We start from the raw sequence: 15,603 nt of genomic DNA on the forward strand, positions 1-15,603 counted from the left end.
TATTTTGCTTTTTTTATTCTCAATTTTTCAGAAAAAATCTTCGATCGAAAGGTCTTATTCCTCGACAGTTTCAAATTCCATGTGGTCGATTATTTCTGCTTCTGGCTTCTCTGGTTTAGAAGCTTTTAGAGCATTAAATCTTTCCAGCATTTCTGTTTCGCCTTCTTCACCGCTGAAATAAGGGAAAACATCCATAATTGGTGTTTCTGTAATAGCCGGAATAGAATATTCGCCCATTGTATTTTTCATTATGTGAAGCGTGTTGTCATAAGCTTCGCGAACATCATTTGCCTGAACGAGCATATACATACTTGTTTTTCTTTCCTTGCCGCTTTCTTCATCATAAGCAATCAAAGTGATTTTAGATTTAAACCATCTGTCTGCATTTTCAAAAGGATGTATTTCGGCATAATTTGCCACTTTAATAGCTGTGATTTTAAATTCTTCACTAGTATAAGCGGCCATTTCTTCAGTCATTCTTTTCTCAGCTTCTGTATAAGACAAAGCATCAACCAAGTAAGGCTCGGTTAAAACTTTTTGTCCTCCAGTTTCATCTGTCTTTCTATATTTTACTTTGCATTCGTACCAAATTGCGCTCATCTCTTTTTAAATTTTAAGGATGCCAAAGATAAATCTTGCTGCAGAAATAATAGTTAAATCTTCAAATAGATATTCACAATTTTAGGATATTTTAGGTAATGTTTTGAGAATCTGAAAGTTGTGTTTTTACTAAATGAATTGGCTTATCCTTTTTTTCTTTTCATCAAAAAAGAGAAATCACGAAGCTATGTTTTGAGCATAAAATGCTGTAAGACAAAAGTTTATTTTTTTGAGCGAAACGTTATAGAAAAAATATGAATTTTCTGAGATCCAAAGATTCAATTTGTACGTATGTACCAATAACAATGGCTGGGAGCGGGGCGTATTCAAGTGGTATTGGTTTTTGGAGCATATTGAATAGTATAACATTTCCAGCTATTGTTTTTATAAATATTAAAAAAGAAAGTTTGGGAAAATTAAATGTTCAAAAGTTAAACGAGACTTTAAAATATCTGGAAAGCAAACAGCGCGAATTAAAAAGACAAAATCAGGAGGATACGCGAAGTCTGGAATCGATGATTAAATATTTAAAGAAAGATATGATGGAACAGCACCATTTGTCTGATCATCATCAATTGATTAAAGAAGAAATAAAAGACACTGAAACTTTTATTGAAAACGTCAAAAACATCATCAAAATCAACTCTTAAAATAGTTTCGTATTGTAGCATTTTACTTTTACTCCAATTTGAATTTTTCGTTTTGGCAATCCAGAATCAATTTATGATTCAGGAATAATTTATTGCCAACCATTCCCTGCATTCCAGAACGCTTCATTAAGAATTTTTGCAGTTCTGATGTGCCTTCAATGTAAGTCACTTCAGATAGATTCAATATCGACTTTTCAAATTGTATTTTCTTTTTCGCGGAAGCGGAATAAACAGTCAGAATATTGCCCCACGAATTTCCTTTTTCGGTTTTTATCTTACTGTTTTTATTGCGGTATTGCTGCCAGATTTCTTTTGTCGTAATCAGTTCATAGCCGCTGGTTCCAGAATCATATAGCAGTTTCAGATTTTCTTTTTCGATTATGGAAGGAATAAGAATCTTGCGTTTTTTGAATTCAAAATCGGCAAAATCATCTTCTTTAGTTTTTTCAATAAAAGAACATTGATTGTTTTTGAAATCTAAAATGGCGATTCGCTTTTCTAATAAATCGGTTCCGATTGTGCCAATAATATTGACAGCATTTGAATTGTCAAAGCTGATCTTTTCGCCATAATTTAAAACTTCAAAATCATTTGAAACCACATCCATTTTTCCGATTCTAAAGGCAGTTGAAATGGTATTGTTTTTAGTATCGATTTTTAACTGATTTTGAAATTTTTCAGCAATAGATTCTAGTGGTTTTTTGTAGAAAACAGTAACGGGCGAACCCGAATCGAACTGCATATAAAATGTTCGATCGATTCCTTTTATTTTTATAGGCAAAAGTAGAGCAGAATGGGCGTTTTCGCTACTTGAAATCCATTTTGTCGGAATATTTTCTGCAATTCCCAAAACCTTCAAATAGTTCTCTGGCGGAGTAAATTTCTTTTGAAAATACAAATATCCTCCGAGCAAGAATAAAACGATAATAACTAAAAATACGGTTGCAATTTTCTTAAATAATTTCATGGTCTATTTTTTCTGCAAGATTCGGGTTTCAATTTCGATTTTCGTGCAAAAACAATGCGACAGTTTTACGTCAATTTTATGACTGTGTTTATAAGAAGTTGTTTTTCAGTTTTATAGCTAAGTCTTGTTTTTGGTTTAAACTGATTCCGTTTAAGATCACGATAATGAGTTTTAAGCAAAGAATAGCAATTAAAGGAATAATAAAAAGGGGAAATTTTAAGGTAAATGAATTTTGCACAAACGGGCTTGCAATCATTAAAACGGAAAGTATAAGGCTTAAAACAATTTGAAGGCTTGCAATTTGTTTTCCCAACTCTTTATTTGTCGCATCTTGGGTTTTGTAAGTTAAAATTAAAGGAAAAATAACGCTTCCAAACGGAATAATAAGCCCTGATAAAACAGAAAGATTGATAAGTTTGGCTCTTTCAATTTGAATATTTTCCTTTTTAATAATGAGATTTTCAGGAAGCGTTTCCAATGCCTCAGCGATGGTTTTTAAAGTAAAGCCTTTAAGAATATTTCCAGCTTCAATTCTCTGGATAGTCCGTAGAGAAAGCCCCGATTTTTCGGCAAGTTCATTTTGAGTCATGTTTTTTTCTTCCCTCAAAAATTTAACTGTATTCTTCATGGTTTTAAGCTGCTGGTCTAAAGACGAAATTATGAAAAAACTTTTGATGAAATGGACACAAACAAAACCTTCAATTATAAGGTAAACCAAAGTTTTAATAAAAAATTAAGTTTTTTTCTTTAACAAAAATTACTAACTTGTTGTGTAATAAATAATTCCTTTAATGATGTTATCATAAAATTTCCAGTTATGCGAGTATCCGTTGTCCGAAAAAATGTAAAGTTGTTACCAGATTCCAAAAGAGTTGTTGCCCGATATTTTATGAATGGGCAGGAAAGGACCCAGCAAATGGTGCTTCGGATAATGATGCTCGACGAAAAACAAGTTCTCCAGACTTTGGAGCAGACCCTTCGCGAGTTTGCAAGGAGGCACCGAAATATTTCGGCAGTATTTTTCAGGCACTGCGAAAGAATTCGTCCTATAATAGAAGGAATGCAGATTGATTACGAAGCCATGTCTTTGGACCGTAAAATGCTTATTGGGTCTTATTGCACAATGGAATATGCCATAGAATCGGCTGCGATTTTTAATCCTTCAATTGTAGAAGATTTTGATCAGACGGGGTTGGAAGCAGGTGAGAAACGAGTTATTATTTCCTTTCGCGCAACGGGTGAAGGCCATATTTCGTCGATTGTTTTTAGAAGAGCCATTTTGGATCGCGAGAACAATCTGCATATCATGAAAATAGGAAATCATATTGATCAGGCAGAAATCGAACATAAAACCCTGTTTAATAAAGAGCGATTTTTGACCAAACTGTATGAGATGCATACAACGGATAAATACATTGGTCAGATTATGCAGGATCTTCCAGAAGAATTTGAATTTGCCGTTCTGAAAAATATGCTGATAGAGGCTTTAAAAGATCCTTTGATTCGCGAAGAGAGAAAAGTGGCGCTGGAGGAGATATTGTGGCTGGCAAACTCTTTTTACGATTTGCAGTTCAAACATGATTCTGACATTACAGAACGTGTCATCTTTCCGATTTCTGATTCGGAGAGCCGAGGAATAGAAGATGCTCGTTTTGTGCGTTTTACAGATGATAATGGTTCGACTCGGGTAATGGCGACGTATACCGCTTACAACGGGCATACGATTCTGCCAAAGTTAATTTCTACGGAAGATTTTTATAGTTTTAGAGTGATGCCTCTTCATGGAGAAGGAGCACAGAATAAAAATCTGGCTTTGTTTCCTCGAAAAATAAAAGGCAAATATGCCATGCTTGCCCGAATTGACGGCGTTAACAATTACATTATGTATTCTGACAGAGTAACACAATGGAACACGCCAATTCTTTTGCAAAAGCCTAAATTTACTTGGGAGCTGACTCAGATAGGAAACTGCGGTTCTCCGTTATGGACAGAAGAAGGCTGGCTTGTCATTACGCATGGTGTAGGTACAATGAGACGCTATTGTATAGGAGCATCATTATTTGATCTCGATGATCCTTCAAAAGAAATAGGAAGATTGACAGAACCGCTGCTTTCTCCTTTAGAAGATGAACGAGAAGGTTATGTGCCAAATGTGGTGTATTCTTGCGGAGCAATTATTCATAACAACAGTCTGATTCTGCCTTATGCCGTATCTGATTATTGTTCAACTTATGCTGCCGTAGATTTAATTGAATTGCTGGACGCCCTTAAGAAAAGTAAGTAAAGCTTGACTTTTCAAGGGTTTAAAGTCAAATTAATCAAATCCTAAGACGAAAACAGGTATAAATACGGGGTGGTAAATTCTCCAAACTTTATACATTCGCCCAACAGAAAAACTAATTAACCCCCTTAATATTAGCTTTTCATATTTAGAAGTATTAGCAGCGATTAAAAAATAAACGGCTAAAACAATGAAATTTGTAAAAGGACAGGAGGTTTTCTACACGGCAATAAGTGGAAGATCTTATAAGGCGACCATAATCGAAAGAAAAATGGACTTTAAAAAAGGGTTAATAATAAAATCGACTTCAAAAGAAAGAGATTTTCATTATCTCATAGAAATACAAAAAAGCGGCACGAGCGAGAAAATTCTTTGTGCCGAAAACCATCTTAAATTATTGGAAAAGAAAAAGCGAACGGCAAAGAAAGCTTTTTCATATTCCGAACATCAGCCAGGTAAATAGTTCTTGTAGTTTTCATTTTAAGAGTTAGATGTCATCTTTTAGCCCGATTCTTTTTAAACTGTTTACGATTCTAAAAATAATTTCATCGGACAGCATAAAACTAGAAAGAATTTCTTTGATTTCTGTTGCCGTTAGAGTTTGTAGTTCTAGAAGGTTATGCAGTTGTATCTTTGCTTTTACATCTTCATTTAAGAGTGATAAAGAAGCGGCTTTTAGTAAAGAATCCCAGATGGTTTCGCTAAAATCCATTTTTTCTGCCCAATACAGAGACTTCTGATAATCTTTTTTATGAATGTAATAGCAGCAATATCCAATAGTAGTCCACCAAGGATGTGAAGGATTTATACGGATTGCATTTTCTAATAGATTAAAGCCTTTTTCAAAATAGCCTGCAAATATGAGCATACAGCCAATTCCTGAAGTAATTCCAGATGAATTAGGATTTATTTTTATGCATTGTTCTGCGGCAGAAAGGCAGCTGTCCTGATCTTTTTTAAAACAGCTTATAAGTGTTAAGGCATACCAAGCCTGCTGACAGTTGGGATCAATATTTAAGGCCTTTGCAATGCAATGGCTACTTTTTTCGATTGTTTTTTTGCAATTGTCTAGTCCCAAGGCAATAGAAGCCAAATGAATTTCGCCTAGCATTGCCCAAGCAATTGCATGGTTGGGGTCTGATTCTACAGCTTCATTCAAGTTCGATAAAGCATTAGCATAATTTTCTACAGAATAAGAAGATTGGTATTCGTTATAACTGCAGATTGCCCTTAAAATAATAGAATTGTTGGATATTTTTGAGGGTGCGGTCTTTACCATTTCTTTAAAAATGATACCATAATAACCGCCCATAGAAGCAACAATATCTTTTACAATTTCATTCTGAATTCTAATGCCGTCATCTATTGTAGCAGGAGTAAACAGCTTTGTCAATACAAACTTTCCTGAAGACGAGTTTATCAGATTTATTCTGATCTGCAGCTTGTTATCGATAATTTGAATATGCCCTGTAATAATAAAATCTGCTCCGAGCAGATTGGCCGCTTCCAGAACATTCTCATTAATTTTTGAAATAAGATCAGAAGAGAAATGCCCTATTACAGAAATGTCTTGAAAACGAGAGAGTTCTGCACTTATTTCTTCAGCAAGAATCTGCGAAAAAGCCTCTAAATCTGGTCGGTGAACCATCGATTTAAGAGGAAAAACAGCAATCACAGGATTTGTTTTATTGATGGTGGCAGGCAAATCAACGTGCCTCATTTTACTGTTATGAATAAATTCTGGGACATAACCGCCCTTTGGGACATGAATGATGACAGAATTATCTTTTCCGTCAGTAGAATAATATTCGTTAAGTAATTTTCTTAACCTTCCTGCGTGAATGCGAACCATTGCATCATCATGCGGATTAAAATGGGAAGGCCTGCTCAAAGCATTTACAGCTATAGAATATTCTTTAATGTGCTGCTGCCTTTGGTCTAAGGTTTCTGTAACAATGTATCGCAGAAAATTACTTAGCAGCATTGAGTTTTTAAAAGAATAAAACTTTAAAACATTTTCCAGTTCATTATAGACTGTATCCGGGGGGATTTTTTTTATAGACTCCATAATAAAATTAGTTGAAAATTATTAACGTCAAAAAAAAGTCAATGGGGCGTATAAAATGTTAAAACCTTATACTAACAAAGTTATAAAAATATGTGAATATTTAACATATTTAGTATTATTTATCTTATGGTTTAACCGTTAAATGTAACGGTTAATAACTCTAATGGTGCGCTAGCATTGATTATATTTGTTTGATAGTCAGTTGAAAATACCTCGTTTTGTGTGTTTTTTAACAGAAAATGCCCCTTAGGAAGCAAGATTTTTTGTCTCCCCTAACAAAAAAACTTTTAAGCAATAATGTCGTAGATTATCTAGGTATAAAACCGGACTGAGAAATGCAGATTTTTTAAAATAAACCCCATTTTATTTTAAGCCAAGATTGTAAAAAGCAGATGAAATAGTAGTATCCCACAATAAACAAACTATAATCATTATGAAAAAAAGGTTTTTACAGATGGTCACGATGAGGCATCGGGCCATTATAATTTGTTTTCTCATTTCCGCTTTTGTTCAAGCTCAAGACGAGGGAAATAAAAGCATGGAAATCTATGGTTTTATTATGACTGATGTTGGTTATAATTTCAATCAGATACAATCAGATTGGTACGATGTGGTAAGACCAACAAAACTGCCAGCTTTCAAGAACGAGTATGGGCCAGATGGCAGTTACTACGCTTCTGTGCGCCAGACCAGATTAGGATTTAAAAATTACTTTGATACTGGAATTGGCGAACTAAAAACACATTTTGAGTTCGAATTGTTTGGCACGGGTGTCGATGCTGGACAGACTACTTTTCGTCTTCGCCATGCTTATGCCGAATTAGGAAAATTTGGTGCAGGGCAAACTTGGAGCCCCTTTATGGATATTGGGGTATTCCCGAATTCGTTAGAATACTGGGGGCCAACTGGAATGGTGTTTTTTAGAAACATCCAAATACGTTATATGCCAATTCAAGGCGATACCCGTTTAACCATTGCTTTAGAAAGACCTGGAGCAAGTGCCGATCAGGGAGATTATGCTAATCGTGTAGAACTGCAAGGCGTAAAAGCGAGATTTCCGCTGCCAGATCTTTCAGCAGAATATCACATGGGAACAAAATGGGGATATATCGAGCTGGCTGGGATCTTGCGAAAAATTGAGTGGAAAGACCAAAATAATGACCAGTATGATTTGTCTGGCGATGCAGTAGGATGGGGACTTAACCTTAGTACCAACATCAATTTTAGTAAAAACGATGTTTTTAGAGGACAGGTTGTATATGGAGAAGGAATACAAAACTACATGAACGACGCTCCTGTCGATGTAGGCATCAAAAATAATCCAGGCAATCCGATAACCCCGGTAAAAGGTGTTGCGCTTCCTTTAGTGGGTGTTGTAGCCTTTTTAGATCATAACTGGAGTGATAAGTTTAGTACCGCGATAGGATATTCAATGATTGATATCGATAACTCAGACGGACAGACAGATGCCGCTTTTAAAAAAGGGCAATACATTTTAGGAAATCTTTTATATACTCCTGTGAAAAATTGTATGGTTGGAGTAGAATTTCAGTGGGGTAACCGCGAAAATTTTAACGACGGATGGAGTACTTCTATAAACAAATTGCAGTTTTCTTTTAGATACAACTTCTCACAATCATTTTATAAAAAGAATCAGTAAAGCCTTCCGTTATTTTAATCACTAAAAAAAGAAAATATGTTTAAAACTGTACAATATCTGCTATTGTTCGGACTTTCTTTAGGCTCTCTTTATGCCCAAACCCGAACCGAAAAAGACCTCTTAGGAGAAAAACAAATTCCAGCAAACGCATACTACGGTGTGCAGACAGCCCGCGCATTAGAAAACTTTCAAATTAGCGGTCTTTCGACTCAATCGTATCCTGATTATGTAAAGGCTTTTGCAATGGTAAAACTTGCTGCGGCACGTGCCAATGCTGATGTAGGGCGACTTAAAAAAGATAGGCTGGCTGCCATAGAAAAAGCGTGTCAGGCTGTAATTGATGGCAAATATCATGATCAATTTCTTGTTGATTTGTATCAAGGTGGTGCGGGTACTTCTGCCAATATGAATGTGAACGAAGTGCTTGCCAATATCGCATTGGAGCTGAGCGGACATAAAAAAGGAGAATATCAGTACATTGAACCTCATGATGATCTTAATATGGGACAATCAACAAACGATGTGTATCCAACTGCTATAAAAGTGGCTTTGCTGCTTCATAATGACAAACTGGTTCAAGAGGCCGATCTTTTGGCGAAAGCATTCCATAAAAAAGGCGAAGAATTTAAAGACGTGTTAAAAATGGGACGAACTGAAGGACAGGATGCTGTTCCAATGACTGTTGGACAGGAATTTCATGCTTTCGGGAACCAGCTTGATGCAGAGATTAGTGCTTTAAAAAGAGCAGAAGTTTATCTATGCGAACAAAATATGGGAGCAACGGCTATCGGGACAGGAATTACAGCCTCTCCGGGTTATGCTGAAAAAGTAGCGGCACATCTTGCAAAAATTACAGGAAAACCAATCGTAATGAGCAAAGACCTTATTGCGGCTACAACTAGCCAGCAAGGGTTTGTAATGTATTCCTCAACGCTTAAGAGTATGGCTGTTGCGATGGCAAAAATAAGCAGCGATTTAATCATCTTGGCTTCTGGCCCGCGCACAGGGCTTTTTGAAATCAATCTTCCGGCACTTCAGCCAGGATCTTCAATTATGCCAGGAAAAGTAAATCCGGTTATGCCAGAACTTATGAACCAATTGTGTTTTAAAGTTATGGGTAATGATTTGACCGTAACCGTTGCCGCACAGTCTGGTTTATTGCAGTTAAACGCCTTTGAACCTGTTCAGGCCATTGCCATGATGGAGTCGCAAGGATTGTTTTTTAAAGCCATGCCATTGTTTAGAAAAAACTGTATCGATGGTATTACCGTAAACAAAGACATTTTGGCCCATTATATGGACAGAAGCGTTGGTGTTGTAACGGCTCTAAATCCGATTTTGGGTTACGAAAAAACAACCGAACTGGCCAAGGAAGCTTTGGCTACCAACAAAGGAATTCTCGAGCTGATACGCGAAAAGAAACTGCTGACAGAAGATCAGATTAAAAAACTTCTCGATCCAGCAACTTTAACGGGCCAAAAATAACCTCAACCTTAAACAAAATAAATTATGAAATTAGATATAAACTTCAGCAAAAGAATAATTCTATTAGTGGTGCTGTCTGTAAGCATCAGCATATTTGGACAGACAAAGCCTAAAATTCTAATATTAGCAACTGGCGGAACCATTGCCGGTTCTGCTAAAACCGGTGTGCAGTCGGGGTATACTTCTGGACAAGTTACGATTGATGCAATGGTAAATGCAATTCCCGATGCTTTAAAAGTAGCAGATATAAAAGGAGAGCAAATTGCAAATGTCGGATCTCAGGATATGTCATTTGAAATTATGCTGAAAGTAGCCAACAGAATTAATGAATTGGCCAATAGCAATGATGTAGACGGTTTTGTAATTACACACGGAACCGATACGATGGAAGAAACGGCCTTTTTTTTAAATCTAACCGCAAAAACAGATAAGCCAGTAGTGCTTGTGGGATCTATGCGTCCATCAACGGCAATTAGTGCAGATGGGCCTTTAAATCTTTATAATGCGATTGCCGTAGCTGGCGATCCTAAAGCAAAAGGACGCGGAGTGCTTTTGGTAATGAACGACTGGATACATTCGGCTCAATCTTTAACAAAAGTGAGCACAACCGCTGTTCAGACTTTTATGTCTCCGCTTCGAGGGCTTATTGGCATTACATCTTACGGAACAAACGATTTCTTTAATTATCCTAGTCAAAAGTTTGGGAAAAACTCAGATTTTGATGTGAAAGGAGTAAGCTCTTTTCCTCGTGTCGATATTATTTACGCCGATGCAGATATGAAACCAGATTTAATTGATGCCTCTATAGAACGCGGTGCCAAAGGAATTGTAATTGCTGGAGTAGGAAACGGAAATATGAACAAAGCTTCTCTAGATGCTTGTGCAAGAGCCAGCAAAAAAGGAATTATCGTCGTTCGAAGCACACGCGTTGCGACTGGACTTGTAAGCCGTAATGTGGAATGCAATGATGATGAACTTGGACTTATTGCTTCATACGCTTTGAATCCGCAGAAATCTAGAATCTTATTGTCGGTGGCATTGCTAAAACAGAGAAGTTTAGCAGAACTTCAAAAGATATTCGAAGAATATTAAAAAGACCTGCGTTTACGAACAAATTTTTGAACCTGTTTGTAAAAGGAAATAGTTTTATATCAACTTGAAAATTAAATGTATATGAAAAATAAAATAATTACAAGAGGGGTTCTTGCAGGGTTCTGCGTTTTATTGATTTCTTGCAATACAAAAAAGGACGAAAATACTGTAATTGACTTAAAAGAAGTTAAGAAGCAAATTCAGGCAAAAGAAAATGAATATGCGGCAACCTACAATGCTGGACAGCTGAAAGAGATAGGATATTATGCAGATGATGCTATAACTTTTTATCAGAACAGACCTCCAATTATTGGCAAAGAGGCGAGATATGAATTTTTAAAATCAGATTTGGCTAATAATACCAATATCATATCATTTGAAACCAAAGAGGTTTTTGTTTCTCATGATGGTAATATGGTAGTAGAACTAGGTTATTATAAAGTGACAGATTCTACTAAAACGCCAATTAATACAGGAAACTATATGAGCTTTTTCGAAAAAAGAGATGGCAAATATGTATGCGTAAGAGACATGAGCGCTTCTGATGGATTGGTAGAGTAAGCAGTCTTTAAGAAAATAGCATTCTGTACATTAAACCTATAAAATTGATATTATGAAAAAAATACTATTTATACTTTTCTCGATTCTTGGATTGAATGCGGTGGCGCAAACGAGTGTTGATGAGATTCTTTTAATTCAAGACCTTTACGGAAAATCGAAAGCAGATGTAGTCGAAGAATATTTAAGCTTATCAGATACGCAAGCAGCGGCATTTAAGCCTATTTACGATAAATACGAAGCAGAGCGTAAAGCGTTGAGCCAACAGAAGATTATGATTTTAGAGGATTACGCAAAGAATTATGCGACTTTAAGCGATGCAAAAGCCACAGAATTGACCGCCAAGAATTTAAAATACGATCAGGATTCTCAAAAACTCCTTAGCAAAACGCATTCAAAACTGGTAAAAGCCATTGGCGGAATCAATGCGGCAAAGTTTGTACAGCTTGAGGTATATCTTCAAGTAACCATAAGAGCCGAAATTCAGGACGCAATTCCTTTTATAGACGAATTGGATAAAACCAAAAAGCACTAAACGATTTCTGGGTAAAGAGTAGAAAGTATAGAAAAAATCATTTTCTACTCCTCTTATTAATATTTTATACTCTTGCTATGATAAAGAAATTTACAAAATATTTGACAGTGGCATTGCTATTGTCTGCCCAGCTAGCTTTTTGCCAATCTGATGGAGACGGCAAAGAACTTGGGCTTCCGGGAGACAATCTAGATTTGTACGCCGTGATGACGCTTTTTCAGAAATCAAAAACTATCGAGGAATTTGAAAAAAATCTGAATTTGGAGAAAACAGGAATCAATAACTTAGATTTGAATCTGGATAAAAAAGTAGACTTTATAAAAGTAGTCACAAAGAAAAATGGTGATTCATTTACTTTTATTCTTCAGGTTGCTGTCAATAAGAAAGAAAATCAAGACGTTGCCGTTATTTTGGTTGATAAAGACAAAAATGGCAAAGTAAAAATGCAGATCGTAGGCGATGAATTGCTGTATGGAAAAGATTATGTCATTGAACCCGTAGCCAAATCTTCGCCAGCCAAAACTTCAAATCCTGCGTATACCGGAAACGATCCCGTAGAAAGTTCGCCAGCTGTAACAGCAGTTGTGGTAGAAACCGTACCAATAGTGCAATATGTCTATTCACCAGCTTATGTACCATATTATCCTCCCTATTATTATGGCTTTTATCCGCCGTACTTTGCCGCTTTTACAGTAATGGCAGTAGGTATTTATCGTCATAACCATTATTATCACCATCATGGTTATCACGGAGGCCACTATCATGGCGGTCATAATAATGTATATATTAATAACAGAAACAGTTTTAATAATTACAATAATAATAGGTCAAGATCGACTACAGTACGAGACAATTCTACAAATAATAGATATAGTAGCAATCGCGGTAGCTCGCGTCCATCAGCAGGAAATACCAATGCATCTGGCAGAACTCGCCAAAGCGCGTCGCCAAGTGCAGGCACCTCAAACTTGAATAATAGAGGAAGTTCCTCAAATTCCAATTTTAATAGAGGCAGTTCTTCCAACTCCAATTTTAATAGAGGAGGCTCTTCATCACGACCAAGTGCCGGACAAATGGGCGGCGGTTCCCGCGGTATGGGCGGTGGCGGTGGCTTCGGAGGCGGCGGCGGAAGAAGAAGGTAAAAGGCGTTTTTTATAATGTTTCATCGGAGAAAATGCGTAAGAGTCTTGGTCTTACGCATTTTTTGCTTTTATATATACTCAAACATTCCGCAGAAATGTCTCATTGACAGAAACTGAATTTGGATTATGTGCTCCAGCGGAGCAAAATATTTGTAGAAAATCTAAAATTCATTATCAAAAAAGCTCCAGCGGAGCGACATAGCATTATGCTAAATTTTCTGCTCGAATAAAAATTAGAATTTAAACAATTCAATTAAATCGACCTGTAACGCGTCGCAAACTTTTTCTAACGTTGAAAGTGTTGCATTAGAATTTCCTTTTTCTAATCTGGACATATTACTTTTCTCAAAATTACATTTTGAAGCTAAATCTTGTTGTGAAATGTTTTTCTCAATTCTAATTTCCTGAATTCGTTTTCCGACTTTTTGTTGTATGGTCTCTTTCAAAATCAATTATCTTTTATGATAATTCAAATTTTGTTATATATTTGCCTTACTTGGTTATCATAAAAGATAACTTTAAATAATAATATTATGGAAATAAGTGAAGTAGATTACATCAAAAAACAATCAGCTCAATATTTAAGTATTCTAAAACCCACTGATAAAGGTTACAATGCACAAATCAATGTTTTAAATTACTCAGAACTTGGCTGTGTAATAGCAAATATGTTAAAGCTTTGCATTTTGGCATTAGAAAATGAAAGCAATAAAGGAACTTCTATAGATGTGGGTTTAGTTTTGGAGCAAGTGCTTCAATTATTTCCAACCGATGAGATGGAGCTTTTGGATATTATTAATGAAATGCAAATCAAAAAATCTAGTGTTGAGGTTAAATAAAAAAGCTCCAAAGAAATTTGGAGCAATTTATTCCGCAGAAATGTTTCATTGGCAGAAACTGAATTTGGATTATGTGCTCCAGCGGAGCAAAATATTTGTAGAAAATCTAAATTTCATTATCAAAAAAGCTCCAGAGGAGCGACATAACATTATGCTAAATTTTCTGCCACAAAGTTTTTGCAATAATCTTTTATCAGCTCGCGTACATTTTTAAACTGTTCCATTATTTCAGAATCTGTTCCTGTTGCTTTTGCCGGATCAGGGAAATTATAATGAAACTTAATTGCTTTGGTTGGAAAAAACGGGCAGCGCTCTTTTGCATTGTCGCAAACCGTAATGACAAAATCAAAATCAATATGAGCGTATTCATCAATATGATTAGAGGTGTGATTCGAAATGTCTATTCCGTCCTCTTTCATTATCGAAACAGCTTTTGGGTTTACTCCATGAGTTTCTACACCCGCGCTGTAAACCTCGGCTTTATTTCCTGCAAAAAATCTCATATAGCCTTCTGCAATCTGGCTTCTGCAGCTGTTTCCAGTACAAAGTATTAATATTTTCTTTTTCATTTTAGCAGCATCCTGAATTTGGCGTACAGCAGGTAGCATTATCATTGGTTAATTGAGTGAGACTGATCTTTTGTTTCTCTGCTGGAATACCGCAAGAATCTTGTGCCAAACAGGCTGTTGTTTTGTTTTTTAGAACAAAAGTTTTTCCGTTAAATTCTAAATCATATTTTCCGATGGTATCATTTTGATATTCTACTTCAATTTCTAAGTCTTCGATGTTTAGCTTATCTTCAGACAGTTGAATGATGTGCAATAATTTATTCGGCTTTAGACGATGCTCAAAATCGTTGGCATCCCAAAGCTGAAAGTTTACCGCTTTTTCATTTCTGATGACTCCGCCACAATCAATAAAGTTTTTAGTAACGACTCCAACTTCTGTCACATGAAAATGTTCTGGCACAAAAGATCCGTTTTCCAATTGAAATTCAACATTGTCTAATGTTGATAAAATCTGTTTTACTTCTGATAATTTCATCTCGTTTTATTTATTTGTTAATTGCAATATTGCGATTTACTTTGTCAAAAAAAATGTTTTAGCAACATTTTGATTTTGAAATGGTTTGTGTGATGTTTAAAAAATAAGAGTTTAAAATGTCAATTGTTTTTTCATCAATGCAATAGCAAATAGCGTTTCCAGAAATATTCCCTTTAATGATTCCGGCATTTTTTAGTTCTTTAAGATGCTGAGAAACTGTAGGCTGGGCTAGAGGCAGTTCGTTTACAATATTACCGCAAATACATTCATTCACTTTTAATAAATATTCTATTATGGCAATTCTTGCAGGATGTCCTAACGCCTTTGCAATCGTGGCAATTTGATTTTGCGCATCTGTAAAATGTTCCGTTTTAGTTGCTCCCATTTTGTTTTATATTAATATTGCAATATTACGATATTTTTTTTGAATGATGAATTATTAGCTGATTAATTTAGGCGTAAAAAAACAATTTATTTCGTAGTGGTATTTTTTATGCTTTTTCAAAATAATATTTTCCATAAAAATTTTTAAACATAGCCCGTGGTTTCAACCACGGGTACGTTTTATTGGTTTGTATTATTGGTTACGCATTGTTTCTTGATTGTGTTCCCGTGGTTTCAAACCAGAGAGTACATATTATTGATTTGCATATTGTTGGTTACGTATTGTTGGTTACGTATT

General features: G+C 35.6%; 18 protein-coding genes. 10 read left to right on the forward strand and 8 right to left on the reverse strand.

Features of this window, described 5'->3' with window-relative positions; genetic code table 11:
* Positions 1-54 precede the first annotated feature (54 nt).
* Positions 55-600, reverse strand: coding sequence for a DUF4494 domain-containing protein (locus tag N4T20_RS09515; protein WP_260672785.1), 546 nt, complete (start codon positions 598-600; stop codon positions 55-57).
* Positions 601-854: 254 nt separating this feature from the next.
* Here N4T20_RS09515 and N4T20_RS09520 point away from each other — a divergent pair, with 254 nt between their 5' ends.
* Entirely contained in the window at positions 855-1,250 is a 396-nt protein-coding gene (locus tag N4T20_RS09520; RefSeq protein WP_260672786.1) for a hypothetical protein, read from the forward strand.
* Positions 1,251-1,278: 28 nt separating this feature from the next.
* Here the strand turns inward: N4T20_RS09520 and N4T20_RS09525 are convergent, their stop codons facing one another.
* Together N4T20_RS09525 and N4T20_RS09530 are read right to left on the reverse strand one after the other, a co-directional pair.
* Positions 1,279-2,217, reverse strand: coding sequence for a hypothetical protein (locus tag N4T20_RS09525; protein WP_260672787.1), 939 nt, complete (start codon positions 2,215-2,217; stop codon positions 1,279-1,281).
* Between the two features lie 88 nt (positions 2,218-2,305).
* Positions 2,306-2,845: a helix-turn-helix domain-containing protein gene (locus N4T20_RS09530; protein ID WP_260672788.1), complete on the reverse strand. Its 540-nt coding sequence runs from the start codon at positions 2,843-2,845 to the stop codon at positions 2,306-2,308.
* A 189-nt stretch (positions 2,846-3,034) separates the two neighbouring features.
* Between N4T20_RS09530 and N4T20_RS09535 the strand changes: the two genes are divergently transcribed.
* Positions 3,035-4,501, forward strand: a complete 1,467-nt coding sequence (locus N4T20_RS09535; RefSeq protein ID WP_260672789.1) for a glycoside hydrolase family 130 protein — start codon at positions 3,035-3,037, stop codon at positions 4,499-4,501.
* Positions 4,502-4,688: 187 nt separating this feature from the next.
* Entirely contained in the window at positions 4,689-4,961 is a 273-nt protein-coding gene (locus N4T20_RS09540) for a hypothetical protein (protein WP_260672790.1), read from the forward strand.
* Between the two features lie 24 nt (positions 4,962-4,985).
* Here the strand turns inward: N4T20_RS09540 and N4T20_RS09545 are convergent, their stop codons facing one another.
* Entirely contained in the window at positions 4,986-6,566 is a 1,581-nt protein-coding gene (locus tag N4T20_RS09545; protein ID WP_260672791.1) for a tetratricopeptide repeat protein, read from the reverse strand.
* 538 nt (positions 6,567-7,104) lie between these two features.
* Between N4T20_RS09545 and N4T20_RS09550 the strand changes: the two genes are divergently transcribed.
* The 6 genes from N4T20_RS09550 to N4T20_RS09575 all read left to right on the forward strand — a co-directional run bounded on the left by N4T20_RS09550 (position 7,105) and on the right by N4T20_RS09575 (position 13,038).
* The gene (locus N4T20_RS09550; RefSeq protein WP_260672792.1) at positions 7,105-8,226 is read left to right on the forward strand and encodes a DcaP family trimeric outer membrane transporter; all 1,122 of its coding nucleotides are present in this window, start codon (positions 7,105-7,107) and stop codon (positions 8,224-8,226) included.
* Between the two features lie 36 nt (positions 8,227-8,262).
* Entirely contained in the window at positions 8,263-9,711 is a 1,449-nt protein-coding gene (locus N4T20_RS09555; protein WP_260672793.1) for an aspartate ammonia-lyase, read from the forward strand.
* A 24-nt stretch (positions 9,712-9,735) separates the two neighbouring features.
* A complete protein-coding gene (locus N4T20_RS09560; RefSeq protein WP_260672794.1) occupies positions 9,736-10,803 on the forward strand; it encodes a type II asparaginase in 1,068 nt (355 codons plus the stop codon).
* An 81-nt stretch (positions 10,804-10,884) separates the two neighbouring features.
* Positions 10,885-11,364 (forward strand): YybH family protein, encoded by a 480-nt coding sequence (locus N4T20_RS09565; protein ID WP_260672795.1) that lies wholly within the window; start codon positions 10,885-10,887, stop codon positions 11,362-11,364.
* A gap of 52 nt (positions 11,365-11,416) precedes the next feature.
* Entirely contained in the window at positions 11,417-11,896 is a 480-nt protein-coding gene (locus N4T20_RS09570) for a hypothetical protein (RefSeq protein WP_260672796.1), read from the forward strand.
* A 77-nt stretch (positions 11,897-11,973) separates the two neighbouring features.
* Complete coding sequence (locus tag N4T20_RS09575; RefSeq protein ID WP_260672797.1) at positions 11,974-13,038, forward strand: hypothetical protein; 1,065 nt, start codon at positions 11,974-11,976, stop codon at positions 13,036-13,038.
* 233 nt (positions 13,039-13,271) lie between these two features.
* On the opposite strand, the gene N4T20_RS09580 is transcribed toward N4T20_RS09575, so the two are convergent.
* Positions 13,272-13,484, reverse strand: a complete 213-nt coding sequence (locus tag N4T20_RS09580) for a helix-turn-helix domain-containing protein (RefSeq protein ID WP_260672798.1) — start codon at positions 13,482-13,484, stop codon at positions 13,272-13,274.
* An 87-nt stretch (positions 13,485-13,571) separates the two neighbouring features.
* Here N4T20_RS09580 and N4T20_RS09585 point away from each other — a divergent pair, with 87 nt between their 5' ends.
* Complete coding sequence (locus N4T20_RS09585) at positions 13,572-13,877, forward strand: hypothetical protein (RefSeq protein WP_260672799.1); 306 nt, start codon at positions 13,572-13,574, stop codon at positions 13,875-13,877.
* 149 nt (positions 13,878-14,026) lie between these two features.
* Here the strand turns inward: N4T20_RS09585 and N4T20_RS09590 are convergent, their stop codons facing one another.
* The 3 genes from N4T20_RS09590 to N4T20_RS09600 are packed head-to-tail and all read right to left on the reverse strand — an operon-like array spanning position 14,027 to position 15,306.
* On the reverse strand, positions 14,027-14,446 hold the full coding sequence (locus N4T20_RS09590) for an arsenate reductase ArsC (protein ID WP_260672800.1): 420 nt from the start codon (positions 14,444-14,446) through the stop codon (positions 14,027-14,029).
* Between the two features lies 1 nt (position 14,447).
* A complete protein-coding gene (locus N4T20_RS09595; protein WP_260672801.1) occupies positions 14,448-14,921 on the reverse strand; it encodes a DUF6428 family protein in 474 nt (157 codons plus the stop codon).
* A gap of 58 nt (positions 14,922-14,979) precedes the next feature.
* Entirely contained in the window at positions 14,980-15,306 is a 327-nt protein-coding gene (locus N4T20_RS09600; RefSeq protein ID WP_260672802.1) for an ArsR/SmtB family transcription factor, read from the reverse strand.
* Positions 15,307-15,603 lie beyond the last annotated feature (297 nt).

Source organism: Flavobacterium sp. TR2, assembly GCF_025252405.1.
Lineage (GTDB): Bacteria > Bacteroidota > Bacteroidia > Flavobacteriales > Flavobacteriaceae > Flavobacterium.

Bases quoted from the DNA above. Each gene is read 5' to 3' on its own strand.
- N4T20_RS09515 (WP_260672785.1), bottom strand. From the start codon at position 600: ATGAGCGCAATTTGGTACGAATGCAAAGTAAAATATAGAAAGACAGAT.
- N4T20_RS09520 (WP_260672786.1), top strand. From the start codon at position 855: ATGAATTTTCTGAGATCCAAAGATTCAATTTGTACGTATGTACCAATA.
- N4T20_RS09525 (WP_260672787.1), bottom strand. From the start codon at position 2,217: ATGAAATTATTTAAGAAAATTGCAACCGTATTTTTAGTTATTATCGTT.
- N4T20_RS09530 (WP_260672788.1), bottom strand. From the start codon at position 2,845: ATGAAGAATACAGTTAAATTTTTGAGGGAAGAAAAAAACATGACTCAA.
- N4T20_RS09535 (WP_260672789.1), top strand. From the start codon at position 3,035: ATGCGAGTATCCGTTGTCCGAAAAAATGTAAAGTTGTTACCAGATTCC.
- N4T20_RS09540 (WP_260672790.1), top strand. From the start codon at position 4,689: ATGAAATTTGTAAAAGGACAGGAGGTTTTCTACACGGCAATAAGTGGA.
- N4T20_RS09545 (WP_260672791.1), bottom strand. From the start codon at position 6,566: ATGGAGTCTATAAAAAAAATCCCCCCGGATACAGTCTATAATGAACTG.
- N4T20_RS09550 (WP_260672792.1), top strand. From the start codon at position 7,105: ATGGAAATCTATGGTTTTATTATGACTGATGTTGGTTATAATTTCAAT.
- N4T20_RS09555 (WP_260672793.1), top strand. From the start codon at position 8,263: ATGTTTAAAACTGTACAATATCTGCTATTGTTCGGACTTTCTTTAGGC.
- N4T20_RS09560 (WP_260672794.1), top strand. From the start codon at position 9,736: ATGAAATTAGATATAAACTTCAGCAAAAGAATAATTCTATTAGTGGTG.
- N4T20_RS09565 (WP_260672795.1), top strand. From the start codon at position 10,885: ATGAAAAATAAAATAATTACAAGAGGGGTTCTTGCAGGGTTCTGCGTT.
- N4T20_RS09570 (WP_260672796.1), top strand. From the start codon at position 11,417: ATGAAAAAAATACTATTTATACTTTTCTCGATTCTTGGATTGAATGCG.
- N4T20_RS09575 (WP_260672797.1), top strand. From the start codon at position 11,974: ATGATAAAGAAATTTACAAAATATTTGACAGTGGCATTGCTATTGTCT.
- N4T20_RS09585 (WP_260672799.1), top strand. From the start codon at position 13,572: ATGGAAATAAGTGAAGTAGATTACATCAAAAAACAATCAGCTCAATAT.
- N4T20_RS09590 (WP_260672800.1), bottom strand. From the start codon at position 14,446: ATGAAAAAGAAAATATTAATACTTTGTACTGGAAACAGCTGCAGAAGC.
- N4T20_RS09595 (WP_260672801.1), bottom strand. From the start codon at position 14,921: ATGAAATTATCAGAAGTAAAACAGATTTTATCAACATTAGACAATGTT.
- N4T20_RS09600 (WP_260672802.1), bottom strand. From the start codon at position 15,306: ATGGGAGCAACTAAAACGGAACATTTTACAGATGCGCAAAATCAAATT.